20 protein-coding genes and 1 riboswitch are annotated in these 23546 nt (G+C 73.4%); of the genes, 8 read left to right on the top strand and 12 right to left on the bottom strand.

All coding sequences use genetic code 11. From position 1 onward, the window contains the following. Positions 1–24: 24 nt before the first annotated feature. The 4 genes from ACIQTO_RS08675 to ACIQTO_RS08660 all read right to left on the bottom strand — a co-directional run bounded on the left by ACIQTO_RS08675 (position 25) and on the right by ACIQTO_RS08660 (position 5412). Positions 25–1476 (bottom strand): glycosyltransferase family 2 protein, encoded by a 1452-nt coding sequence (locus ACIQTO_RS08675; protein WP_402384748.1) that lies wholly within the window; start codon positions 1474–1476, stop codon positions 25–27. 71 nt (positions 1477–1547) lie between these two features. Further along, positions 1548–2390 (bottom strand): hypothetical protein, encoded by an 843-nt coding sequence (locus ACIQTO_RS08670; protein WP_402384745.1) that lies wholly within the window; start codon positions 2388–2390, stop codon positions 1548–1550. 151 nt (positions 2391–2541) lie between these two features. Then, positions 2542–4005 carry a glycoside hydrolase family 26 protein gene (locus ACIQTO_RS08665; RefSeq protein WP_402384742.1) on the bottom strand — a complete coding sequence of 488 codons (1464 nt, stop codon included), beginning with the start codon at positions 4003–4005 and terminating at the stop codon, positions 2542–2544. A 162-nt stretch (positions 4006–4167) separates the two neighbouring features. Next, positions 4168–5412: a hypothetical protein gene (locus ACIQTO_RS08660; protein WP_402384740.1), complete on the bottom strand. Its 1245-nt coding sequence runs from the start codon at positions 5410–5412 to the stop codon at positions 4168–4170. A gap of 411 nt (positions 5413–5823) precedes the next feature. After that, a riboswitch (cobalamin riboswitch) is annotated at positions 5824–5900 on the top strand. 208 nt (positions 5901–6108) lie between these two features. On the opposite strand from ACIQTO_RS08660, the gene ACIQTO_RS08655 reads away from it, so the two are divergent. The 3 genes from ACIQTO_RS08655 (at position 6109) to ACIQTO_RS08645 (ending at position 10768) form a co-directional block, all read left to right on the top strand. Further along, the gene (locus ACIQTO_RS08655) at positions 6109–8514 is read left to right on the top strand and encodes a ribonucleoside-diphosphate reductase subunit alpha (protein WP_402385237.1); all 2406 of its coding nucleotides are present in this window, start codon (positions 6109–6111) and stop codon (positions 8512–8514) included. A 35-nt stretch (positions 8515–8549) separates the two neighbouring features. Continuing rightward, the gene (locus ACIQTO_RS08650; RefSeq protein WP_402385234.1) at positions 8550–9545 is read left to right on the top strand and encodes a ribonucleotide-diphosphate reductase subunit beta; all 996 of its coding nucleotides are present in this window, start codon (positions 8550–8552) and stop codon (positions 9543–9545) included. Between the two features lie 170 nt (positions 9546–9715). Beyond that, a complete protein-coding gene (locus ACIQTO_RS08645) occupies positions 9716–10768 on the top strand; it encodes a ferritin-like protein (protein WP_402384738.1) in 1053 nt (350 codons plus the stop codon). 122 nt (positions 10769–10890) lie between these two features. Here ACIQTO_RS08645 and def read toward each other — a convergent pair whose 3' ends face one another. From def to ACIQTO_RS08605, 8 genes are all read right to left on the bottom strand, one after another. Further along, positions 10891–11544: a peptide deformylase gene (def, locus tag ACIQTO_RS08640; RefSeq protein WP_402384735.1), complete on the bottom strand. Its 654-nt coding sequence runs from the start codon at positions 11542–11544 to the stop codon at positions 10891–10893. 62 nt (positions 11545–11606) lie between these two features. Continuing rightward, a complete protein-coding gene (locus ACIQTO_RS08635; RefSeq protein WP_402384732.1) occupies positions 11607–12602 on the bottom strand; it encodes a tetratricopeptide repeat protein in 996 nt (331 codons plus the stop codon). A 235-nt stretch (positions 12603–12837) separates the two neighbouring features. Continuing rightward, positions 12838–14139 (bottom strand): HD-GYP domain-containing protein, encoded by a 1302-nt coding sequence (locus ACIQTO_RS08630; protein WP_402384730.1) that lies wholly within the window; start codon positions 14137–14139, stop codon positions 12838–12840. Beyond that, positions 14136–15581, bottom strand: a complete 1446-nt coding sequence (locus ACIQTO_RS08625) for an HD-GYP domain-containing protein (protein WP_402384727.1) — start codon at positions 15579–15581, stop codon at positions 14136–14138. Before ACIQTO_RS08625 ends, ACIQTO_RS08630 begins: the two co-directional genes overlap by 4 nt. Before the next feature lie 294 nt (positions 15582–15875). After that, positions 15876–16277 (bottom strand): mycothiol system anti-sigma-R factor, encoded by a 402-nt coding sequence (gene rsrA / locus ACIQTO_RS08620; protein ID WP_402384724.1) that lies wholly within the window; start codon positions 16275–16277, stop codon positions 15876–15878. Then, entirely contained in the window at positions 16274–17017 is a 744-nt protein-coding gene (locus ACIQTO_RS08615) for a sigma-70 family RNA polymerase sigma factor (RefSeq protein ID WP_402385231.1), read from the bottom strand. Before ACIQTO_RS08615 ends, rsrA begins: the two co-directional genes overlap by 4 nt. Positions 17018–17304: 287 nt before the next feature. Continuing rightward, entirely contained in the window at positions 17305–17940 is a 636-nt protein-coding gene (locus tag ACIQTO_RS08610) for an alpha/beta family hydrolase (protein WP_402384722.1), read from the bottom strand. 71 nt (positions 17941–18011) lie between these two features. Further along, a complete protein-coding gene (locus tag ACIQTO_RS08605; protein ID WP_402384719.1) occupies positions 18012–18764 on the bottom strand; it encodes an SOS response-associated peptidase in 753 nt (250 codons plus the stop codon). A gap of 153 nt (positions 18765–18917) precedes the next feature. Here ACIQTO_RS08605 and ACIQTO_RS08600 point away from each other — a divergent pair, with 153 nt between their 5' ends. The 5 genes from ACIQTO_RS08600 (at position 18918) to hisN (ending at position 23403) form a co-directional block, all read left to right on the top strand. Beyond that, positions 18918–19634 (top strand): M50 family metallopeptidase, encoded by a 717-nt coding sequence (locus tag ACIQTO_RS08600; RefSeq protein ID WP_402384717.1) that lies wholly within the window; start codon positions 18918–18920, stop codon positions 19632–19634. Positions 19635–19693: 59 nt separating this feature from the next. After that, the gene (gene aroA, locus ACIQTO_RS08595) at positions 19694–21025 is read left to right on the top strand and encodes a 3-phosphoshikimate 1-carboxyvinyltransferase (protein ID WP_402384714.1); all 1332 of its coding nucleotides are present in this window, start codon (positions 19694–19696) and stop codon (positions 21023–21025) included. 16 nt (positions 21026–21041) lie between these two features. Next, entirely contained in the window at positions 21042–22097 is a 1056-nt protein-coding gene (rsgA, locus tag ACIQTO_RS08590; protein WP_402384711.1) for a ribosome small subunit-dependent GTPase A, read from the top strand. Between the two features lie 117 nt (positions 22098–22214). After that, positions 22215–22538 (top strand): DMT family transporter, encoded by a 324-nt coding sequence (locus ACIQTO_RS08585; RefSeq protein WP_402384708.1) that lies wholly within the window; start codon positions 22215–22217, stop codon positions 22536–22538. A 67-nt stretch (positions 22539–22605) separates the two neighbouring features. Further along, positions 22606–23403 (top strand): histidinol-phosphatase, encoded by a 798-nt coding sequence (hisN, locus tag ACIQTO_RS08580; RefSeq protein ID WP_402384706.1) that lies wholly within the window; start codon positions 22606–22608, stop codon positions 23401–23403. Positions 23404–23546 lie beyond the last annotated feature (143 nt).

Here is a 23546-nt window from a genome sequence, read left to right as displayed (position 1 = left end):
CTGGCTTCAGTCCCTGAGCGCCGGTCAGGCCGGCTTGGCGATGACGACGAACTTGTTCTCCTCGCGGCGCACGAACTTGATCAGCCCCCGCATCCCGCCCCAGCCCTCCAGCAGGGAGAACAGCGGGATGGCCGCGACCACCGCCATCGGCTCCCACCACTTGCGCCGGTGGTCGGCCGAGCCCACCACGTTGAGGCGCAGCCCCTCCCAGTACGTCCAGATCACGTAGGCGAAGTTGATCGACCAGATCAGCACCACCGACTGGGTCACCGGCGAGGTGTTCATCGTCCCGGTGAACCAGGCGATCAGCAGCACCAGACCGACGTGCTGGAGCGGTCCGAGCACCCAGCTGACCATGCCCATCCCGATGAACAGCCGGAACCGCAGCGGGATGCTCTTGTTGAAGCAGAGCGCCACCAGGCCCCAGGCCCAGCGCTCGCGCTGCTTGAGGAAGTCCTTGAGGCCGGCCGGCGAGGCGCCGTAGCAGCGGCCGTTGAACCAGTCGCTGCGCCCGGGGTAGCGGACACAGAAGTTGAGCGCCATCTGGGCGTCCTCGACGATGGTGTCGGGGCCGAAGTCCCAGCCGATGGTCGCCTCCACCGAGGAGCGCACCAGCAGCAGTTCACCGTGCACTCCGGCGATCGGCGTCCCGGTGCCGGTCATCGCGCGGAACCGGGCGATGTCGTCGGCCGGGCGGATCGCGTCGGCGAGCCAGGTGAAGGTGGAGACGGCGTTCTCCCGGGGGTACGTCAGGATGCCCTGCGCCATGTGCTTGGCGTCGTCGCCGGCCCGGCGCTGGCGGTTGATGAACTGGGCCACCGCGGCGGCGGTGTCCGGCCCGACCCCGGTGTCGTCGTCCATGTGCAGCACCCAGACGTCGTCCTCGGCCTCGCCCTCCTCGATCCGCAGCTCGTGGGAGTAGTGGTTGGCACGGGCCTTGAACTTGGTCCCGTTCGGGGTCTGGTAGGCCTTCGGGACGGTCACCACCCGGATCAGCGGGTTGCGGGCGGCCAGCTCGTCGATCTTCTCGCCGGCCGCGCAGCCCTCCTCGGTGAGGATGTCCACCCGCATCCACGGGAAGTACGCCGGCAGGTGGTCGACGTACGACAGCACCGAGCGCTCCAGCGCCGGGTAGGTGTCGTGCCGGCCGATGGTCGGCACCAGGACGATCAGGTAGTCGTCCTCGGCCGGCACCGCCGGCGTCATCCGGTCCGCCTTGCGCAGCCGGCGGCGGACCATCAGCACCCCCTGGAAGCCGATCAGCACGCCGAAGACCGGCATGCCCCAGAGGATCGTGATCGCCCAGCCGAGCGGGGTCGGGTTGGGCACGTACGCCCAGAGCGAGAAGGAGAAGATGATCAGGAACGAGAGGTAGAACGGGACGATGCGCGGCTTCCACGACATCTGCCGGTCGGCGAGCCGAGCGGCCTCGCGGGACGTGGTCAGTACCGTCCGCGCGGGTGCTGGTGCTGTCATGGCGAAAGTCGTTCCTCGTCTGTTGCGTCTGTCCGTTCACCCCGCCGGACCGGGCCGGCGGGTCCTGCGTGCTACCCCGGGTAGGGGGGCGTCCCGGGGGCCGGCGGAACCGGTCCGGGTGTCACCGGCCCCGGCGTCACCGGCGGGGCCGGCCAGGGCTGGTGGGGCTGGTGGGGCTGCTGCGGGGCCTGCGGCTGCTGCGGGGGCCAACCGGGCTGCGTCCGGGCGTGCTGCGGCGGCTGCGGCTGCGGCCAGGACTGCGCGGGCTGGGCCTGCGGAGGCTGCCCCTGCGGGACCGGCGCCTGCGGGACCGGCGCCTGTACGGGCTGGGCCTGCCCGGGCGGCTGGTCCTGCGGGAGCGTCTGCAGCAGCGACCAGTGCAGCTGGCCGGGCTGCTGGACCGGCTGCTGGACCGGCAGCGGCTGGAACGGCGACGGCTGCCCGGCGGCCGCCCACGGGCCCGGCGCCGGCGCCCAGCGCGACCCGGACCGGCGCAGCGAGCCGATCAGCAGCACCGCCAGCGTCGCCGTGACGGCCACCCCGAGCCCGAAGGTCACCAGCTTCAGCCACCCCTCGGTGGTGCCGGTGAACCACCGGCGCTGCGGCTCGTCCAGCAGCGCACCGGTCAGACTGCGCACCCGGTTGTAGCCCTCGACCAGCGCCACCCCGACCACCACGCCACGGGCCCAGTCCCGCCCGCGCAGCAGCAGGATGCCGGAACCGAGGTACAGCACGGCGAAGTTGAGACTGCCGGTCTCGGCGACCACCGAGGAGCCGCCGTAGTAGAAGATGCCCTTGGCGAAGGTGGTGAAGCCGGCCTGCCAGAAGCAGTTGTAGACCGCCCAGCCGAGCAGCACGGCTCCCCAGGCCACCGCGAGACCGGTGGCCAGGCGGTCAGGACGCGTCTGTGTCATCTCCCGTACCCCCGCCCCTGCCGGGCGCACCCGGCTTCAACCCGTTCGATTCCGGGGCACAGGATGCCATACGCGCGAACGGACCCGGAATTCCGCGGGTTCAGGCCGGGCACGGATGTGTCGCGAAAGTCACCGCGGAGCGCCGGCCGGTTCAACGGACGTGCAGACCGCTCCAGTCGACGTCCGCGCCGAACGGGCCGGAGCCGCCGGTGAGCGCCAGGCCGTTGTCATAGGTGGCCTTGACGTCGGCGTTGGAGTTGCCGGGCTGGTCAGGGGTCAGGTTGTCCGCCGTCAGCGACTGCCCCCAGACCGTCCAGACCGTCCACGGGGTCCGCCGCAGGGTGTCCGGCTGGCGGGAGTTGACCGGGACGGCGAAGGACTCGGCCAGGATCCGCGGCTTGCCGTAGCCGGCCAGGCCGTCGTAGTAGCGCTTGGTCCACACCTCGCCGGTGCCGATCGGGTGCGCCGGGCTGCCGCTGTAGTCGTCCACCCCGACCACGTCGACGTACCGCTCGCCCGGGTAGTAGTCCCAGGGGTCGACGCCCGGAGCGCCGTCCCAGGAGACCGGGGTCCAGGCGAACAGCAGGTTGTGCAGGCCCCTGGTCTCCACCAGGTAGTGGTAGGTGATCCGCCAGAGCGCCTGGTAGTCGGCGGGCTTCTGACCCGACCACCAGAAGCCCCGGGAACAGTCGGCCGCGTTCATCTCGTGGTACGGGCGCAGCAGCACCGGCACGTCGTGGGCGGCGAGGTACTCCAGGTGGTCCGCCAGGAAGGAGAGGTCCTTCAGCAGCGCGCGGTACTCGGGGGTGTCGCCGGCGCCGTCGACGACCCGGGCGAACCAGCCCGGGTCCTTCGCGCCGGGCGAGGCCGAACAGAGCACCCGGTCGAAGGACTTGACGTCCGAACCCGGGTACGGCTGGTGGAAGGACATCCCGACCAGTCCGGCCGGGCCGCCGCCGTTGTCGGGCAGCTCGGTGGTGGTGCCGTCGCAGTTCCGCTGGGTGCCGGACGCCCCGTAGGTGCCGTCCGCCGGGCGCGGGTGGCCGGACCAGACGGCGGTCATCAGGTCGACGGCGTCGTCGGTGTACTGCCAGCCGGCCGTGCAGGACGGCCACCGGTCCGCCGAGTAGGAGCGCGGGTTCCCGACCCCCCAGCCGCTCCGGCCGTAGCCGGGACCGAGGTCGGTCTCGACGAATCCGGGCAGCTTGCCGGTGATGTCGACGGCCTTCCGGTAGTAGTAGCCGACCGGCTTGGTGCCGCGGTAGTCCCCGTACTCGGGGTTGTAGAGCTCGTTGTGCGCCTCGACGTGCTGGCCGATCACCGTCCCGCCGGAGCGGCCGGCGCGGGCCTCGCGCTCCAGGTCGGCGAGGAGCTGCTGGACGGCCCGCGCGTGGGGCGAGGCCTTGGGGTCGCGGGCCAGCAGCTCGCGGCCGGTCTCCGGTGCCAGGGCGCGCCCGGCGCCGCCCGGCGTGAGCACGCCGCGGGGCCGATCGTCCGGGCGGTCGCCGTCGGTCCGGCCGTCCTGCCCGGCCAGCACCACCGCGCCGGCGGCGAGCACCGCGCCGGCCGCGGCCAGCACGGCCGGTCTGGCACGCAGCACTCGGGGCAGGGCCACGGACACTCCTCCGGATGCTGACCGGCACCGGCCTGCGCCGTCACAACCGGAACACATGTACGACTGACAGGCGGTGAGCCTGCCACACTCCCCCGCGCCCGGGCGAGCGGACCCGCCCCGGCCGTGGGCCGGGGCGGGCCTCCCGCGGGCCGGGGCGGGCCGTCAGGGCGCCGGGGCGGCGGCCGGTGCGCCGCCCGCCGCCTTGGTGCGCTGGAGCAGCTGGTTCTTCACGTGCTCGTCGAATCCCACCGCGGCGGCCGTCGCGGCCGCGTCCGCGGTGTTGCCGCCCTTGGCGGAGCCCTCGACGGTGAAGAAGCCGTACCGGCCCAGGGTGCCCTTGGTGTTGGTGCAGCCCGGAGTGGTGCAGAACGCCGGGGAGCCGGGGGCGGCGGCGCCCTTGAGGTGGCCGACGTAGTTCTTCAGGGCGCTCTCGGCCTGCTGCTTGTGGTCGAAGACCGCGACGCCGACCGTCACCGCGCTGTCGCCGGAGACGTAGGTGGCCCGGAGCACCTGGCGGCAGCCCTGGTCACCGAGGATCTTGCCGAGGCCGCCGACCGTGGAGTTGCCGTCCCAGCAGGGCGAGTCGAGCGAGACCACGGTGCGGTTCCAGGTGGCGCCGTTGACCGTCACGGTGAGCGCCGAGAAGAGCGCCGCCGCGTCCTGCGGCGCCGGGTCGGTGGTGGCCTCCCAAAGCGGCTTCGACGGGTCCTCGGGGGTGGCGCTCGGGGTGGCCGTCGGGGACGCCTTGCCGGAGGGCGTGGGCGCCGGCAGCTGGGTGCCCGCCGTGGCGGTGGGGGTGGGCTCGGCGACCGGCTTCTTGTCGTCGCCCTTGTTCATGAGCAGCAGGCCGCCGGCGACCAGGCCGCCGACCACCAGGAGGGCGACCGCCGCACCGATGATCCGCGTCCGGCCCTTCCGCTTGGCCTCGGCCTCGTTGCGGTCCGCGAGGGCGGCCCAGTCCGGCTCGGCGTGCTGCAGCGGGGGCTGGGGCTGCGGCTGCCACTGGTGCTGCGGCGGCGGCTGGTGCGGGTGGGGCTGCGGCGCGGGCGGCTGCGGCACCGGCGGCTGGGCGTGCACCGGCGGCTGCGGCACGGCGGGTACCGGCGGCTGCGGCACGGCGGGTACCGGCGGGACGGCCGGCTGCGGCGCGGGCGGCCCGTACGAGGCCGGCGGCGGGCCGAACCCGCCCGGGGCCGGCGGCACCGGCCGCGGCGCGCCGGGGTACGGCGCGGGAGCCGGCGGCACGGCGGGACCACCGACGGGCGGCGGGCCCTGCGGTGGCTGTCCGGGTGTGCCCGGCTGCTGCTGGTTCTGTGCGCCCCCCGGCCCGGCGGGAGGGGGCGGCTGCTGCCCCGGCGAGGCGGGCTGACCGGCCCACTCCCCGGGCGTGCCCGTTCCGTCGCTCATGCGCCCACCTCACTGCGCCCGGCGGTCGCTTCGCGAATCGCGCTGGTGTTGATGATTCGCTCGCTCCGCTCGCTCATGAGGCGAGATCGTAGGGCATGCCCCTGACGGCAGGTCGGCCCGGTGACCATTCCGTTCCCGAATCCGGACACCCGGCGGTCCCCGGACGCCCGGTGACAGACGTCACGGCGGCCCGTGAAGGCCCCCTGGAGCCGCCCTGGAACGGGCCCCGGCGGCAGCGGTCACAGCGGCCGCCCGGAGCCCGGAACGGCCCCGGCGCAGGCCCGGAACAGGCCCGGAACAGGCCCGGCCCGGTACCACCGGCCATGACGTCGACACGCGATGCCGCACAACATGTGGTGTCGCATCGAGCGGACACCACTAGATGTATGCTCATCCCTGCTGTCGACGCAGGGGAACCCGGTGCGAATCCGGGACTGCCCCGCAGCGGTGTGCGGGCGGCTCCGAGAGAGCCCGCGAGTCCGACTACCTGGCGACGGCGTGCCGCCTGGCCTCCCCGCAGAGGCCTTCCGCAGCAGTACTACTTCCGGGCCTCGCGGGCGGGCCGGGGATGCCACCTTCGCGCGACGCCGTCCGGCCGTCGCGCCGTGCTCCCCTGCCCCGAACGGCCCGGCCCCGAGCCACCGACGCCGATCGCCGCCAGGAGAGAGCGCCTTGACCACCGCTGCCTCAGTCACCCTGCCCGCCCAGGGTTCCAGCTCCGCCCCCGTCGACCCGACGGTGTCCGACCCCGGTGGCACGCTGCTCCGGCTGCTGACCGACCGCAGCGCCGACCTCCCCCAGGTGGACCCCGGCCATGTCGCCGCCGCCGCGCTGCGCGGCCGCCACGCCGGCTCGGACTTCGCCGAGCTGCGCGGGCTGGCCGTGGACGCCGCAGCGTCGATGATCGCCGAGGACCCGCAGTACTCGAAGCTGGCCGCGCGACTGCTCGCGCTGGAGATCGTCGACGAGGCGGTCAGCCAGGGCTCGGTCTCCTTCGCGGACTCGATCGCGGTCGGCCACGCCGAGGGCCTGATCGGCGACGGCACCGCCGACTTCGTCCGCAAGCACACCGCCGCCCTGAACGCGCTGATCGACCCCGAGGGCGACGACCGCTTCGAGTACTTCGGCCTGCGCACCGTGCAGTCCCGCTACCTGCTGCGCCACCCGATCACCCGCAAGGTCGTCGAGACCCCGCAGCAGTTCCTGCTGCGCGTCGCCTGCGGCCTGGCGGTCGGCGACAGCGAGCAGTCGGTGCGCGAGGTCTCCGAGCTGTACGGCCTGATGAGCCGGCTGGAGTACCTGACCTCCTCGCCGACCCTCTTCAACTCGGGCACCAAGCACCCGCAGATGTCGAGCTGCTACCTGCTGGACTCGCCGCTGGACAACCTGGACTCGATCTACTCCCGGTACGCCCAGATCGCCCGCCTCTCCAAGCACGCCGGCGGCATCGGCCTGTCCTACTCGCGGATCCGCTCGCGCGGCAGCCTGATCCGGGGCACCAACGGCCAGTCCAACGGCATCGTCCCGTTCCTGCGCACCCTCGACTCCTCGGTCGCCGCGGTCAACCAGGGCGGCCGGCGCAAGGGCGCGGCCTGCGTCTACCTGGAGACCTGGCACGCGGACATCGAGGAGTTCCTGGAGCTGCGCGACAACACCGGTGAGGAGGCGCGCCGCACCCACAACCTCAACCTGGCGCACTGGATCCCGGACGAGTTCATGCGCCGGGTCAACGCCAACGCCGACTGGTCGCTGTTCTCCCCCGCCGACGTGCCCGAGCTGGTCGACCTCTGGGGCGCCGACTTCGACGAGGCGTACCTGAAGGCCGAGCAGGCCGGCAAGGCCGTCCGCACCATCCCCGCGCAGACCCTCTACGCCCGGATGATGCGCACCCTGGCGCAGACCGGCAACGGCTGGATGACCTTCAAGGACGCCTCCAACCGCGCCGCCAACCAGACCGCGCTGCCCGGTCGCACGGTGCACAGCTCCAACCTCTGCACCGAGATCCTGGAGGTCACGGACGACTCCGAGACCGCCGTCTGCAACCTCGGCTCGGTCAACCTCGGCGCCCACGTCGCCGCCGGTGCCACCGCCGCCGACCTGCTGAACGCGATGGACTGGGAGCGCCTGGACTCCACCGTCCGCACCGCCGTCACCTTCCTCGACCGCGTGGTGGACATCAACTTCTACCCGACCCCCGAGGCCGGCACGTCCAACTCGCGCTGGCGCCCGGTCGGCCTCGGCGTGATGGGCCTGCAGGACGTCTTCTTCAAGCTCCGCCTGGACTTCGACTCCGCCGAGGCGAAGACCCTCTCCACCCTCATCTCCGAGCGCATCATGCTCACCGCGTACGAGCGCTCCGCCGACCTGGCCGAGCAGCTGGGCCGCCACGAGGCGTACGGCGAGACCCGCGCCGCCCGCGGCGAGCTGCACATCGACCACTTCGGCTCGGCCGCCCCGCAGTGGGCCGGCCGCTGGGAGGCGCTGCGCGCCCGGATCGCCGAGACCGGTCTGCGCAACTCGCTGCTGCTCGCCATCGCCCCCACCGCCACGATCGCCTCGATCGCCGGTGTCTACGAGTGCATCGAGCCGCAGGTCTCCAACCTGTTCAAGCGCGAGACCCTCTCCGGCGAGTTCCTCCAGGTCAACCCGTACCTGGTGCGCGAGCTGAAGGAGCTGGAGGTCTGGGACCAGCAGACCCGGGACGCGCTGCGCGACGCCAACGGCTCCGTGCAGGACCTCAACTGGCTGCCCGCCGAGGTCCGTTCGCTGTACCGCACGGCGTGGGAGCTGCCGCAGCGCGCGCTGATCGACCTGGCCGCCGCCCGGATGCCGTACATCGACCAGAGCCAGTCGCTGAACCTCTTCATGGCGGCGCCCACCATCGGCAAGCTCAGCTCGATGTACGCGTACGCCTGGAAGGTCGGGCTGAAGACCACCTACTACCTGCGGTCGCGCCCGGCGACCCGGATCGCGCAGGCCGCCTCGGGCGCCGCCCGCGCCGCCGCGCCCGTGACGCCGGCGTCCCCGACCCTCAGCCCGGAGGAGGAGGCCGCGCTGGCCTGCTCCCTGGAGAACCCCGAGTCCTGCGAGGCCTGCCAGTGAGCACCACCCCCGACCAGCAGCCCGGCCGCGAGAAGATGCTGCTCGACCCCGGCTTCGAGCTGACCCTGCGTCCGATGCGCTACCCGTCCTTCTACGACCGCTACCGCGACGCGATCAAGAACACCTGGACCGTCGAGGAGGTGGACCTGCACTCCGACGTCGCCGACCTCGCCAAGCTCAGCGAGGGCGAGCGGCACATGATCGGCCGGCTGGTCGCCTTCTTCGCCACCGGTGACTCGATCGTCTCCAACAACGTGGTGCTGAGCCTCTACAAGCACATCAACTCCCCCGAGGCCCGGCTCTACCTGTCCCGGCAGCTGTTCGAGGAGGCCGTGCACGTCCAGTTCTACCTGACGCTGCTCGACACCTACCTGCCCGACCCCGAGGACCGCAACGCGGCCTTCGCCGCGGTGGAGAACATCCCCTCCATCCACCAGAAGGCCCAGTTCTGCTTCAAGTACATGAACGCGGTCGACCACATCGACTCGCTGCAGAGCAAGGACGACCGCCGCGCGTTCCTCCTGAACCTGATCTGCTTCGCGGCCTGCGTCGAGGGCCTGTTCTTCTACGGCGCCTTCGCGTACGTGTACTGGTTCCGCAGCCGCGGCCTGCTGCACGGCCTGGCCACCGGCACCAACTGGGTGTTCCGGGACGAGTCCATGCACATGGACTTCGCGATGTCGGTCGTGGACACCGTCCGCGAGGAGGAGCCCGACCTCTTCGACGACACGATGGCCAAGCAGGTCACCGAGATGCTGGAGGAGGCCGTCGAGGCCGAGCTCCAGTTCGCCCGTGACCTCTGCGGCGAGGGCCTGCCGGGCATGAACACCGAGTCCATGCGCGAGTACCTGCAGGCCGTCGCCGACCAGCGGCTCGCCCGGCTCGGACTGCCGATCCGCTACGGCTCCACCAACCCGTTCGGGTTCATGGAGCTGCAGAACGTCCAGGAGCTGACCAACTTCTTCGAGCGCCGGGTCTCCGCGTACCAGGTCGCCGTCGAGGGCTCGGTCTCCTTCGACGACGAGTTCTAGGCCTGACCGCGGGCCGCCCGCACCCGCCGCCCCGCCCGGTGTCCGCACCGGGCGGGGCGGCGTCGTTCGCTCGTCCGAATGAACCCGCCGGGCCGCTCCGGAACGGCACGCATACGGACGACGGCGCCGCCAGTACGTTCCGGCCACAGCCGAACGGAAAGGGGCCAGCCGTGACCACGGTTCTGGACTACCGGAGCGACGCCATCGTCCAGCTCATGAGCATGCCGGAGGAGGACTGGACCGAGCAGGAGCTCAAGGACGCGCTGCAGCGCGCGATCATGCTGGAGCTCTCGACCATCCCGCCGTACGCCGACGCGCTCTGGTCGATCACCAGCCAGGACAACAGCCAGCCGGTCCGCCACACCGTCCGCGAGATCGTCTTCGACGAGATGTCGCACTTCGGGCTGGTCTGCAACATGCTCACCACCATCGGCGGCACCGTGACGCTGACCGACCCGGCCACCGTCCCGAAGTACCCGGGGCCGCTCCCCGGCGGGGTGAACCCGAAGCTCACCGTTCGCCTGGGCGGGCTCACCAGGGAGTCCGCGGCCCTCTTCGCCGCCATCGAGCAGCCCGAGAACCCGCTCGCCTACGCGGGCGACGGGACGTCGATCGGCGCCTTCTACCAGCGGATCGCCAATGTCTTCCCGACCTTCGCGTACCTGATCACCGGGCAGCGGCAGGTGACCTTCCCGCTCGGGAGCAGCCACGGCGCCGGCAACGACATCGTCGCGATGAACACCCTCGACGACGTCCTGAAGGCCATCGAGATCATCAAGGCCCAGGGCGAGGGCACCGATGTCTCGCCCGAGAACCCGTTCCCCGGCGCCGCGGGCGAACTCGCCCACTACTACGCCTTCAAGGAGATCGCCGAGGGCCGCCGGCTGGTCCAGAACCCCACGACGAAGCGGTGGGACTTCACCGGCGACCCGGTACCGCTGCCGGACACCTCCCCCGCCGCCGGGCCCCCCGCGGGCGGCTGGGCCAACGACCCCGACAACAAGCCCGACGCGGACACCGCCACGCTCCTGCACACCTTCAACGAGCAGTACACCGCGATGCTGTTCGCCCTCGAAGCGGCCTGGAGGTCCGGCGCGAGCATCGGCGCCGCGATCGGCCACATGAGCGCCATGCGGGGAACCGCCCGGCAGATCATGGCGGTCCGGCTGCCCGCCTCCCCCCGCTTCACCTACGGCCCGGAGTACCTCTTCGTCACGTCGTAGCCGAGCGGCCCCGCCGCCCGCCGGCTCCCCGACGCGGACACCCGGGCCCCGGCCGCCCGGTCGCGGGGTCGAAGAAGGGCCGGGACGCCCCTGGCATCCCGGCCCCGCTCACGGTCGGCCCGTCAGTCGTTCGACACCGTCGCGTACCGCGGCGTGCCCTCGGCCATCTGCCGCAGCGCGTCCTTGCGGTCCCGCTTCGACAGCTTGTCGATGTAGAGGAACCCGAACAGGTGGTCGGTCTCGTGCTGCAGGCAGCGCGCGAAGAAACCGGTGCCCTCGACCCGGATCGGGTTGCCGTCCTTGTCCTGCCCGGTCACCGCGGCGTAGTCCGGGCGGGGCAGCTCGGCGTACGCGGTCGGCACCGACAGGCAGCCCTCGTTGCCGTCGTCCAGCACGCGCCTGCTGCCAGCCGGCAGCTCCTCCAGCACCGGGTTGACGACGTGGCCGATGTGGCGCACGCCCTCGTCGTCCGGGCAGTCGTAGACGAAGACCTTGAGGTCCACCCCGACCTGGTTGGCGGCCAGGCCCACGCCCTCGGCCGCGTACATCGACTGGAACATGTCGTCGATCAGCGCCGACAGCTCGCCGTCGAAGGCCGTGACGGTCTTGACCTCCCGGTGCAGCACCGGGTTGCCGTACACGGTGATCGGACGCGCGGTGCCCTTCGAGAGGTCCGGCTCCTCACCGACCACCTTCACCGGCTGGGCCTCGCCCTGCTCGGACCCGTGCTCGTGGTCGTGGTCGTGGTCGTGCTGGTGGTCGTGCTGCTCCGCCATCGCTGCTTGTCTTCCGCTTCCCTGGACTGTCTGGCCGTACCGATCAAGGGTAAGCCGCCCGCTCAGCAGACTTCTTCGAGATCCCGATATGCCCGCGTCCCCGGGGCCGTCGCCACCCAGCGGTCCAGCAGTGTACGCACCAGCACCGCCGGAGCCGCGATCCCGCACTCCCGCTCCACCAGCCAGGACATCCCGCCCGCGCCCTGGCTCAGATGGCTCAGGTGCCCCGGGTGGGCCGCGTCCCCGTCGTCGTGCGGGTCGTGGTGCGCGGTGTGCCCGTCGTCGGACGCCATCCGGCTCTCCGAACACGCCCGGCAGAGCAGCCGCACCGACGACGTCCAGTCCTCCGCCGCGTAGCCCGCGTCCGCGACCAGCCGCTCCAGGGCGTCCCGGTCCGCCGCCGTGGCGGCCTGCAGCAGCACCACATAGGTCGGCACCGGGGAGGGCGCCCACAGCTCGATCTCGTCGAACACCGGGTAGGCCACCCCGTCGGTCACCCGCTCGCCGTGCGGGGCTCCGTCGTGCAGCACCACCTCGCCCCAGCGGCGGCCGGACGACGGCAGCGGAATGGACAGCACCTCGATCCGCGCCGGATCCAGCCGCCGGCCCCACACCACCTCGGACTCCCCGTCCGGCGACAGCCGCACCGGCGTCGTCCCCAGGTCCAGACTGACCGGGCCGTCCGGCTGGGACCCGGCCCCGGCGCCGCCCGGCAGCCGCAGCCCGTACGCCTGCCAGGACCGGCGTGCCAGCGGCCAGTCCTGCAGGGCCGTCGCCGTGATCCCGAGGTTCCACCAGTCGGGGGCGCCCTGCTCCCGGTCCAGCAGCGCCACCGCGCGCAGCCCGGCCGCCCGCGCCTGCTCCCAGTCCCGCCGGAACTTGTGCAGCAGCGCGAGGTTGAACCACGAGTCCGACAGCCACGGCTCCAGATCGGCCGCCATCACCAGCAGGGCACCCGCGTCCTCGTACCGGCCGTCGCCGATCAGCGTGAAAGCCCGATCGGTCGTCTGCCGCCAGGTGGCGGACGGCCGGTGCCGTGCCCGGTGGAAGATCCTCACGTTCGTCCCTGCCGTCGTCGTCCGCTCAAGTCCCGTATCCGCTCCCGCGCCACGGGCCCGGTGCCCCGGGTCGGTGTTCCACGCTACGACCGCATCCAACCACGCCCGCCGCCGCCCGCGCTCCCCACGAGCACGCTTCCGCCCGCTCCCGGCCCCCACCCCTACCCAGCCTGCCCGCCCCGACGCCCCACCTCAACCCCAACCCCCGAAACCCCCCGCCCCGAACGCCCCGCGGCTACCCCCGCACCCTCACCAACGCGTCGACCACCCGCCCGTCATAGACCCGCCCCCGCCCCAGCCGCAGCACCTCCAACACCTCCAACCGCCCCACCGCCTCCCCCACCCCACGCCCCCGCGCCGCCGTGAGCAGGTCGTCGTGCGCGTTCGCCACCCGGATGATCCGCGCCGCGAGCGGGACCACCCGCTCGTCCCCGTCCGGCCGCCCCTGCCAGGGGTCCGCCAGCCGGGCGACCTGCTCGGCCACCTGCCGCGGCACCCCGGTCCGCCGGATCACCTCACTGCCCAGCCGGGCGATCCGCTGCTGCTCCTCCTCCGGGAGCAGCGCCGTCGCCCCGCCCGGCACCGGCTCCACCAGCGACAGCTGCCCGACGTCGTGCATCAGCGCCGCGTACTCCAGCAGAGCGAGCTCGCGGGTGCTCAGCCCCAGCTCACGGCCGACCGCGCACGCCGTGTCGGCGACCCGGCGGGCGTGGCCGCGCGGGGTGTAGCCGGCCACCTCGGTGGCCTTGGCCAGGCTGGCGATGGTCTGCCCGGTGGTGGCCCGGACGGCGGCGGCCCGCCGGAACGACACCTGCGCCAGCAGCAGCGGCGCGCAGAACAGCGGCAGCGCCCAGAGCCCGACCTCGCCCGCCGCGAGGCTGACCAGCATCCCGGTGGCCGCGATCGCCGAGCCGATCCCGAACAGCGACCGCAGCTCGTCCTCCAGCGCCGCCGGGAACCGCAGCCCGCTCCGGGCCCGCCGCAGCACCGCCGCCAGGGTGGCGTCGCAGAGCGCGGCCAGCGCCGCCACCAGCGCGAGGAAGACCCCGTACGCGGGGCCGTCCGCCGAGAACCGGTCCACCACTCCGCCGTTGTAGAGCGGCTGGAAGATCGCGGCCGCGAACCCCGCCCCGAGCAACCGCCGGGCGGCGCCGTCGAGCCGGGCCCGGTCCCGCCAGGGCGCCGGGCGGTGGCACCGGACGCCGCGGGGCAGCGCCACCGCCGGCAGCAGGGCGAGCAGCAGGCCCGCGCCGGTCACCGCGACCGCCTGGAGCACGCCGTGCGCGGTGGGCAGCCCGCGCAGCGGCCCCAGCAGGGCGTACGCCAGCGCACCGGCGGCACCGATGGGCGCCTGTTCGCGATCGCCCGGAAGAGTGATCCGGACGCACTCGCCGAGCGCGATCAGCACGGTGAAGGCCAGGGCCACCCCGGGTTCGGCCATCCCGCGGACCGCCACCGCGCCGAACGCGAACGCCAGCAGGACGACGGCCCCGGCGTGCACCGCGGCCGCCCCGCCCGCCGGCGGGCCGCCGCTCACGACGGTCCGGCCGTCGGCACGGTGCCGCCCTGGGCGGGCAACCGGCGCGGGCCCGCCCGCACCGGTTCGGGCACGCCGAGCGGGATGTCGGGCACCGCCCGGATGCAGTCGTCGGAGGGCGGCAGCACCGGCTGCCAGTCGTGCGCGGTGAGCGCCTCGACCAGCGCCCGGACCATCACCGGGTCGAACTGGCTGCCCGAGCAGCGCTCCAGCTCCGCCACCGCCTCGGTGACCGGCCGCCCGCGCCGGTAGGACCGGGTGGAGGTCATCGAGTCGAAGGCGTCGGCGACCGAGATGATCCGCGCGAACTCCGGGATCTGCTCGCCGGTCAGCCCGCTCGGGTAGCCCCGGCCGTCCATCCGCTCGTGGTGGTGCAGGATTCCGGCGTGCGCCTCGCCGAGGAAGGCGATCCCCCGCACCAGCTCGTACCCGTACACCGGGTGCACTTCGACGGCCCGCCGCTCGGCCTCGTCGAGGGGACCGTTTCTGCGCAGCAGCTCGGTGGCGACGCCGAGCTTGCCGACGTCGTGCAGGATCCCCGCGAACCGCAGGGTGCGCAGCCGCTCCGCCTCCATGCCCAGCTGACCGGCGATCAGCACCGCCGCCTTGCCGACCCGTTCGCTGTGGCCCCGGGTGTAGGAGTCCTTGATCTCGACGGCCTGGACCAGCGCCTGGACGGTGGCCTGATGGGCGTCCCGCTCGCGGTGGCCCTGGGCGAAGACCCAGGCCGAGATGGAGAGCGGCAGCAGCGCGAGCAGGGCCGCGAAGGCTCCGTACGGGCCCTGCCAGAGCACCGCGACCATCAGCCCGCCGGCCGCGTGCACCAGCACCGGCAGCCCCAGCGCGGCGGCCGGGCCGCGCAGCAGGACGCCCGGCCGCCGGCCCTCGGCCAGCACCAGCATGCCGCCCACCAGTACCCCGTTGGCCAGGCAGAACGCGGCGAGGGCGGCGAACCCGGGCAGCAGCGCGGCCGGGAAGCGGGAGCCGAGCAGCAGCTGCGGCCCGGCGAGCAGGTGGAAGACCGCCGAGGCGGCGAAGGCGGAGAGGGCGAGTTGCGCGCCGTTCCACACCTGGCGCCGCCGGCAGTCCGGTTCGATGTCGCCGAACAGGGCGATCGGCACCGCGACCAGGGCGGCGGCGGCCGGCGCGAGCATCAGGACCCCGGCGAACAGCACCGGGAAGAAGGCGTTGGCCAGGGGCCGGGCCGGCGGCCGGGCCGGCAGCGGCGGCCGGCGCAGCAGCGCGCGCAGCATCCGCCGGCAGGGGGTGGGCTGCCCCTGGGCGAGCGACTCCCAGCAGCCGTGCAGGAAGGCCAGCAGACCGACCTTGGGCCAGTCCACGGGTGTGCCGAGCCAGCGCGGCACACCCAGCGGGGCCGACAGCGGAAGCAGCGGCACCAGGCAGCAGAGCGCCGCCACCGGGACGGCCACGAGGTAGCACACCGCGCCCGTCGGCAGGTCCGTGTCTCCACTGTCGGTAGCGATCTCGACCTCCCCGCCGTCCTGTCCCGCTCCGCGCTCAGCCCGCCGGGCTACCGGCGGTGAGTGTCCGTCAGGAGGATAGGCCGCCGTTCCGGCGTGGGGACGCATGATCGCGGAATGCCGCAGTTGGCGCACCACCAACTCACTCGAACGAGTGACGGCGCACGCAAGCAGAAAGGGAGCGACCCCCGGAGCACACGCTCCGGGGGTCGCTGAGTCCTCCGATGGACGGCCCGCCGTGGGAAGGCGGCACCCTCACTCGGCCGGCGCGCCCGCCTCGACCGGCGTACCGGGCCTGGCCACCGCCTCGGCGGAGGCCTTCGCCGACGGCCGGCCCTGGCCGGCCGCGTCACCGTGGGCCCCGGCGTCGACGGCGACCACGACCGCCTCGCCCGACCGCTGCCCGGAACGGATCGAGTCGATCCTGGCCAGCACCTTGCCCCGCAGGTCGGCCGGGGTGTCGTCGCACCCGCAGCACCGCTTGATCAGGGCCTTGATGGCCTGCTCCAGGCCGTACTTCTCCAGGCACGGCGAGCACTCCTCGAAGTGCACCCGCAGCTTGGCGTAGTCGCCCTCGGCCATCTCGTTGTCGAGGAATTCGTAGAGGTGGTCGAGGACCTCGCCACACTCGGTGTCGTGCGGATCGCCGCAGCTCATGAGCCCGAGCCCTTCGCTTCCTGCCCTGCCCCGCTACCGGCCGGAACCAGCCCGCGCTCACGGGCGTAGTCCTCCAGCATGCCGCGCAGCTGACGACGGCCACGGTGCAGCCGGGACATCACCGTACCGATGGGAGTACCCATGATGTCCGCGATCTCCTTGTACGCAAAGCCCTCTACGTCCGCGAGGTAGACGGCGATCCGGAACTCCTCCGGGATGGCCTGGAGGGCGTCCTTCACGTCGCTGTCCGGGAGGTGGTCGAGCGCCTGGGTCTCGGCGGAGCGCAGGCCGGTCGACATGTGCGACTCGGCCCGGGCCAGCTGCCAGTCCTCGATCTCCTCGGCGGCGGTCCGCTGGGGCTCCCGCTGCTTCTTGCGGTACGAGTTGATGAACGTGTTGGTGAGGATGCGGTACAGCCAGGCCTTGAGGTTGGTGCCCTCGCGGAACTGGTGGAACGACGCGTACGCCTTGGCGAACGCCTCCTGGAGCAGGTCCTCCGCGTCGGCCGGGTTGCGGGTCATCCGCAGCGCGGCCGAGTACATCGGGTCCAGGTAGCCCAGGGCGTCGCGCTCGAAGCGCTCCCGCCGGGCCTCCTCGCTCTCCGCCGCGGACACGCGGAAGGTGTCCTCACCGATCGCCTCGGCCAGCTCCTCACCGGTGAGCGCCTCGCCCGCGGGCAGGCTCTCCTCCGGGCCCCGGCCCGGCTCGGCCTCGTGCTCGGTCCCGACGACCGGACCCACCTCCTCGGCATGGCTGCCCACGGCGGGCCGCCCCGAAATGGAGGATATCGGGCTGACGGGCTTCTCGCCCGCGACAAGCCACTCCGACCATGAAGGGGCGAATGCCGAGGCGGCCTCGCGCTCCTCGGGCCGCTCGGGGCACGCGATCGAACCCATCTGTGCTGCCTTCCACCCGGGACTCAAGCTGACGAGGGTGTCAACCACGCCGAGGGCGCCCGCATTCCCCGCCTCCGACAGGTTTTCACTCGTACGGGTGAGCGGACCGTGACCGTCCGTTCCCCGGCAGGTCAGAGCAGGCCGAGCAGCCAGTCGCCGGCCGCCGCGGTGATCAGCTCCAGCACCTCGTCCTGTCCCGTCGGCGCCCGCTTGGGCACCTCGAAGCCGTGGCTGCCGTAGGGCACCGACACCAGCTCGTGCCCGGCCGGCAGCGCCGGGAACTCCGCCGGCCCGCCGAACGGATCCGCCACGCTCTGCACCACCAGCGTCGGCAGCCCCGACTCCAGCAGCTCCCCGGCCCGGCTCTTCTCCGGCTTGCCCGGCGGGTGCAGCGGGAAGGCCAGCGCCAGCACCCCGACCGCGCCGGTGGCGGCGCCCGTCCGGCAGGCCACCCGGGCCCCCGCGCTGCGCCCGCCGACCACCAGCGGCACCCCCTGCCCGGCGAGGTGCTCGGCCACCGGCGTCCACCCGGCGTCCAGGGTCCCGGGCGCCGGCCCCAGCCGCTTCCCGGCGACCCGCCAGGGCTGCTCGACCAGCGCCACCGTGATCCCCCGCTCCGGCAGCGCCCCGGCCAGGGCCACCAGGTCGCGCGCCCCGATCCCGCCGCCGGCGCCGTGCCCGAGCGCCAGCACCGCCCTCGGGGCGGCCGCCCGGTGGTAGCTGATCCGGGCGTCCCCGGCGGGGGTGGGGACGAGTTCCTGCGTCACGGCGTGGGCTCCAGTGCTCGGAAGGGGGCGGTGCTGAGGAGGCGTCACCCGGGCGGCACCGGGCCCGGAGGTCAGAACAGGGTCGTCTCGTGCTCGACCTCGGTCCACGGCCGGGTCAGTTCGGGGCCGTTGTTGCGGATGCTGCCGACCGCCGGCGAGACGGGCGTGGCCAGCAGCGCGCCGGGCGGCGGGGGGACCAGCAGCCGGCGTATCGCGTCCGGTTCGTCCAGCCCCGGGTCCAGCCAGTCGTCGTAGGACTCCCGGTCCAGGAAGAGCGGCATCCGCTCGTGGATCGGGGCGAGCAGCTCCTCCGCCTCGGTGGTGACCACGGTGAAGGTCACCAGCCAGGCCTCCGGGTGGTCGGCGGGCACCGCCCGGTCGCGCCAGAACTCGTACAGCCCGGCCAGCGCCAGCGGCCCCCCGTCGGCCCGGGAGACGAAGAAGGGCTTCTTGCGGGGCTTGCCGCGCTCGCCCGGCAGGGTCTGCCACTCGTAGTAGCCGTCGACCGGCAGGATGCACCGCCGGGAGGCGAAGGCCTGCCGGTACGAGGGCTTCTCGTGCACCGTGTCGGCGCGGGCGTTGATCATCTTCACCGCGGTCTCCGGGGACTTCGCCCACTGCGGCACCAGCCCCCAGCGCAGCACCCGCAGCTGCCGGACCGGCGCCGGCTCCCCCCGGCGCTGCCGCTCCAGCACCACGAAGGCACGCTCGGTGGGCGCGACGTTCCAGCTGGGGGTCAGGGTCTCGGCCGGGTCCCACTGCTGGACGCCGAAGAGCTCGACGAGGTCCTCGGGCTGGCTGCTGGAGGCGAAGCGACCGCACATGCCGTCAGCTTGCCACGGCCGCCGCTCTCAGCACTTCCTCATCCCGAAGTGCGAACCACCGGCTCCCGCCCGGTCGTCCCCGCATGGGAGGCTGCCACCCCGGGCAGGGCCGACGGAGGCCCCCGGGTGGCCGGACGAGAGCGGGGAGCGGGCATGGACGCACAGAGCATCGGCGAGGTGTGGGACCGCGTCACCGGCACCCAGCCCGCCCCGTCCGACTGGCTCACCCTGGTCACCGGCGCCGTCGCGCTGCTCGTGGTGGCCGCCCGCCCCCTCTGGCGGTTCGCCCGCAACGCCGTCACCATCGCCCACGAGGGCGGCCACGGCCTGGCCGCCCGCGTCACCGGCCGCAAGCTCGCGGGCATCCGGCTGCACTCGGACACCTCCGGGGTCACCCTCTCCTACGGCCGCCCCACCGGTCCGGGCATGGTGCTCACCGCCGCCGCCGGGTACACCGCCCCCGCCCTGCTCGGCCTCGGCTCCGCCGCACTGCTCGCGGCCGACCGGATCACCCTGCTGCTCTGGCTGGCGATCGCCCTGCTGCTGGCGTTGCTGGTCCGGATCCGCAACGCCTTCGGGTTCCTCACCGTCCTCCTCGCCGGCGGCACGTTCTTCCTGGTCTCCTGGTTCGGCAGCACCGACGTCCAGGCCGGCTTCGCCTCGCTCGGCAGCTGGTTCCTGCTGTTCGGCGCCGTCCGCCCGGTCCTGGAGCTGCAGTACCAGCGGCGGCGCGGCCAGGCCCCGGATTCCGACGCCGACCAGCTGGCCCGGCTCACCGGCGTACCCGGCCTCGCCTGGGTCGCCCTCTTCCTGATCACCGCGCTGGCCTGCCTGGCGCTCGGCGCGAGCTGGCTGCTGCCGCCGCGCTGAGCCGTTCCGGCATCCGGCCGCGGAGCCGACAGTTCCCGTACGGCCCCTAAACTTGCCCCATGACCGAGACCCTGTGGCCCGCCCCCGTCGCGACCACCCCCGTTGACGCCACCGTCACCATCCCCGGCTCCAAGTCGGTCACCAACCGGGCTCTGGTGCTGGCCGCCCTCTCCACCGAACCCGGCTGGGTGCGGCGCCCGCTGCGCAGCCGCGACTCCCAGCTGATGGCCGACGGCCTGCGCGCGCTCGGCGTCGGCATCGAGGAGCAGGTCAACAACGACTCCGGCGGCATCGGCGGCGGCGAGGCCTGGCGGGTCATCCCCGCGCCCGCGCTGCGCGGCCCGGCCTCCGTCGACGTCGGCAACGCCGGCACGGTCATGCGCTTCCTCCCCCCGCTCGCCGTCCTCGCCGACGGCCCGGTGCACTTCGACGGCGACCCGCGCAGCTACGAGCGCCCCCAGCACGGCGTGATCGACGCCCTGCGCGCGCTCGGCGCCCGGATCGAGGACGGCGGCCGCGGCGCCTTCCCGCTCACCGTGCACGGCACCGGCGCGCTGGACGGCGGCGTGGTCGAGCTGGACGCCTCCTCCTCCTCGCAGTTCGTCTCCGCCCTGCTGCTCTCCGGCGCCCGGTACAACCAGGGCGTGGAGGTCCGCCACGTCGGCGGGCCGGTCCCCTCGCTGCCGCACATCCGGATGACGGTCGAGATGCTGCGACTGGCCGGCGCCCAGGTGGACGCCCCGGAGGACGGCGGCGAGAAGGACGTCTGGCGGGTCACCCCCGGCGCCCTGCTCGGCCGCGACATGGTGGTCGAGCCGGACCTCTCCAACGCGGCGCCGTTCTTCGCCGCCGCGCTGGTGACCGGCGGCCGGGTGACCGTCCGCGACTGGCCGAAGCACACCACCCAGCCCGGCGACCAGCTGCGCGACATCTACACCCAGATGGGCGGCGTCTGCGAGTTCACCGACGAGGGCCTGCAGTTCACCGGCACCGGCCGGATCCACGGCATCGAGGCGGACCTGCACGACGTCGGCGAGCTGACCCCGGTGATCGCCGCCGTCGCCGCGCTCGCCGACTCCGAGTCCCACCTGTACGGCATCGCCCACCTGCGGATGCACGAGACGGACCGGCTGGCCGCGCTGGCCAAGGAGATCAACGCCCTCGGCGGCGAGGTCACCGAGACCGAGGACGGTCTGCGGATCCGCCCGCGCGCGCTGCACGGCGGTGTCTTCCACACCTACGAGGACCACCGCCTGGCCACCGCCGCCGCGGTGATCGGCCTGGCCGTCGAGGGCGTCCAGGTGGAGAACGTGGCCACCACGGCCAAGACCCTGCCGGACTTCCCGAAGATGTGGGACGAGCTGCTCGGCGGGGCAGTGGTGGGCGGCTGAGCGGGAGACTGGGCACATGCGCCGCTACGGCAAGGACTCCGACGAGGACGACATCCGCAACCGCCCCGCGCGCCGGGGCTCCCGGCCGAGGACCCGGATCCGGCCCAAGCACGACGACGCGGCCGAGGCGATGGTGCTCACCGTCGACCGCGGCCGGCTGACCTGCCTGCTGGACGCCGGGACGAAGCAGGAGCGCGAGATCGTCGCCATGAAGGCCCGGGAGCTGGGCCGCAAGGGCGTCGTCGTCGGGGACATCGTCAACATCGTCGGCGACCTCTCGGGGGACGCCGACACCCTGGCCCGGATCGTCCGGGTCGAGGAGCGCACCTCGGTGCTGCGCCGGACCGCGGACGACGACGACCCGTTCGAGCGGATCGTCGTCGCCAACGCCCAGCAGCTGGCCATCGTCACCGCGCTGGCCGACCCGGAGCCCCGGCCCCGGCTGATCGACCGCTGCCTGGTGGCCGCGTACGACGCCGGCATGGAGCCGCTCCTGGTCCTCACCAAGTCCGACCTGGCACCGGCCGGGCCGATGCTGGAGGCCTACGCGCCGCTCGGCATCAACTACGTGGTGACCCGGCGGGACGAGCTGGCCACCGAGGGCGCCGAGGCCGTCCGGGAGCACCTGCGCGGACGCTCCACGGTGTTCATCGGGCACTCCGGCGTCGGCAAGACCACCCTGGTCAACGCCCTGGTGCCGCTGCACCAGCGGACCACCGGGGTGGTCAACGCGGTGACCGGCCGCGGCCGGCACACCACCGTCTCGGCGCTGGCGCTGCGGCTGCCGCCGCCCCCGGGCGCCAAGCCGGGCTCGAAGAAGGCGCTCGACCCGGGCTGGGTGATCGACACCCCGGGCTTCCGCTCCTTCGGCCTCTCGCACATCGACCCGTCCCGGGTCATCCTTGCCTTCCCCGACCTGGAGCCCGGCACCGCGGAGTGCCCGCGCGCGTGCAGCCACGACGAGCCGGACTGCGCGCTGGACGCCTGGGTCGCGGACGGCCACGCGGAGCAGGCCCGGCTGTACTCGCTGCGCCGTCTGCTGGCGAGCAAGGAGGCCCGCGAGGGCGACTGACGGCGCGGGCCCGGCCGTTTTCGGTCGTTCGAGGTGTCGGAGCGGGCCAGCCTGGTGATCATAGGAAAGTCGGGCCGGATCACGGCCCGACCCGACGATCGACAGGGAGAGCACGCGATGGCATGGGCCCTGGTGATCCTGGCCGGCCTGCTGGAGACCGGCTTCGCGATCAACCTCAAGCTCAGTGAAGGCTTCACCAAGCTCTGGCCCACCATCAGCTTCTGCGTCTTCGCCCTCAGCAGCTTCGGCCTGCTCACCCTCTCCCTGAAGAGCCTGCCGGTCGGTCCGGCGTACGCGGTCTGGACCGGCATCGGCGCGGCCGGCACCGCGATCTACGGGATGATCTTCCTGGAGGAGACCACCTCGGTGCTCAAGCTGGTCTCGATCTCCCTGGTGATCGCCGGGGTGATCGGGCTCCAACTGAGCGGATCGGCGCACTGAGAGCACCGGCGGTCCGCTCCGCGAGCCCGACTGTCCCGATCGGGTGGGGCTCGCTAGGGTTTCGACCATGGCCGACTACCACGATGATCTCCGACTCGCCCACGTCCTCGCCGACTCGGCCGACTCGATCACCCTGGAGCGCTTCCGCGCCCTCGACCTGAAGATCGAGACCAAGCCCGACCTCACCCCCGTCAGCGACGCCGACAAGGCCGCCGAGGAACTGGTGCGCAGCGTGCTGCAGCGCGCCCGCCCGCGCGACGCGGTGCTCGGCGAGGAGTTCGGCCTGCAGGGCACCGGCCCGCGCCGCTGGGTGATCGACCCGATCGACGGCACCAAGAACTACATCCGCGGCGTACCGGTCTGGGCCACCCTGATCGCGCTGCTGGAGGACGGCCCGGACGGCGTGGAGCGCCCGGTGGTGGGCATCGTCTCCGCCCCGGCGCTGAACCGCCGCTGGTGGGCGGCCAAGGACCTCGGCGCGTTCGCCGGCCGCAGCCTGACCAAGGCCTCCCGGATCCACGTCTCCGGTGTCTCCCGGCTGGAGGACGCCTCGTTCTCCTACTCCTCGCTCTCCGGCTGGGAGGAGCGCGGCCGGCTCGAACCGTTCCTGGACCTCACCCGGGCCTGCTGGCGCACCCGCGCCTACGGGGACTTCTGGTCCTACATGATGGTCGCCGAGGGCTCGGTGGAGATCGCCGCCGAACCCGAGCTGTCGCTCTGGGACATGGCCGCGAACTGCATCATCGTCGAGGAGGCCGGCGGCCGCTTCACCGGCCTGGACGGCATCCCCGGCCCCGGCGGGGCCGACGCCGTGGCCAGCAACGGCCTGCTGCACGCGGAAGCCCTCCGCCGCCTGAGCGTCTGACGGCCCCCCGCGTCCACACGCACGCGCCCCCGGCCCGGGCCGGGCGCCCGAACCCCGGCCACCGGCTCTGACCCCGGCTCCGCACGGCGCGCCCCGAGCCGAAGGGCCGAGCGGCGTCGGAACGCCGACCGTCGGCACCGGAC

It is taken from the genome of Kitasatospora sp. NPDC091207 (genome assembly GCF_044768625.1).
GTDB lineage: Bacteria > Actinomycetota > Actinomycetes > Streptomycetales > Streptomycetaceae > Kitasatospora.
This window is presented reverse-complemented; position numbering and strand designations above follow the sequence as displayed.

Bases quoted from the DNA above. Each gene is read 5' to 3' on its own strand.
- hisN (WP_402384706.1), top strand. From the start codon at position 22,606: ATGGCCGACTACCACGATGATCTCCGACTCGCCCACGTCCTCGCCGAC.
- ACIQTO_RS08605 (WP_402384719.1), bottom strand. From the start codon at position 18,764: ATGTGCGGTCGCTTCGCCTCCAGCAGCCAGCCCGAGGACCTCGTCGAG.
- ACIQTO_RS08585 (WP_402384708.1), top strand. From the start codon at position 22,215: ATGGCATGGGCCCTGGTGATCCTGGCCGGCCTGCTGGAGACCGGCTTC.
- def (WP_402384735.1), bottom strand. From the start codon at position 11,544: ATGGCGGAGCAGCACGACCACCAGCACGACCACGACCACGACCACGAG.
- rsgA (WP_402384711.1), top strand. From the start codon at position 21,042: ATGCGCCGCTACGGCAAGGACTCCGACGAGGACGACATCCGCAACCGC.
- ACIQTO_RS08600 (WP_402384717.1), top strand. From the start codon at position 18,918: ATGGACGCACAGAGCATCGGCGAGGTGTGGGACCGCGTCACCGGCACC.
- ACIQTO_RS08650 (WP_402385234.1), top strand. From the start codon at position 8,550: ATGCTGCTCGACCCCGGCTTCGAGCTGACCCTGCGTCCGATGCGCTAC.
- ACIQTO_RS08675 (WP_402384748.1), bottom strand. From the start codon at position 1,476: ATGACAGCACCAGCACCCGCGCGGACGGTACTGACCACGTCCCGCGAG.
- ACIQTO_RS08670 (WP_402384745.1), bottom strand. From the start codon at position 2,390: ATGACACAGACGCGTCCTGACCGCCTGGCCACCGGTCTCGCGGTGGCC.
- aroA (WP_402384714.1), top strand. From the start codon at position 19,694: ATGACCGAGACCCTGTGGCCCGCCCCCGTCGCGACCACCCCCGTTGAC.
- ACIQTO_RS08660 (WP_402384740.1), bottom strand. From the start codon at position 5,412: ATGAGCGACGGAACGGGCACGCCCGGGGAGTGGGCCGGTCAGCCCGCC.
- rsrA (WP_402384724.1), bottom strand. From the start codon at position 16,277: ATGAGCTGCGGCGATCCGCACGACACCGAGTGTGGCGAGGTCCTCGAC.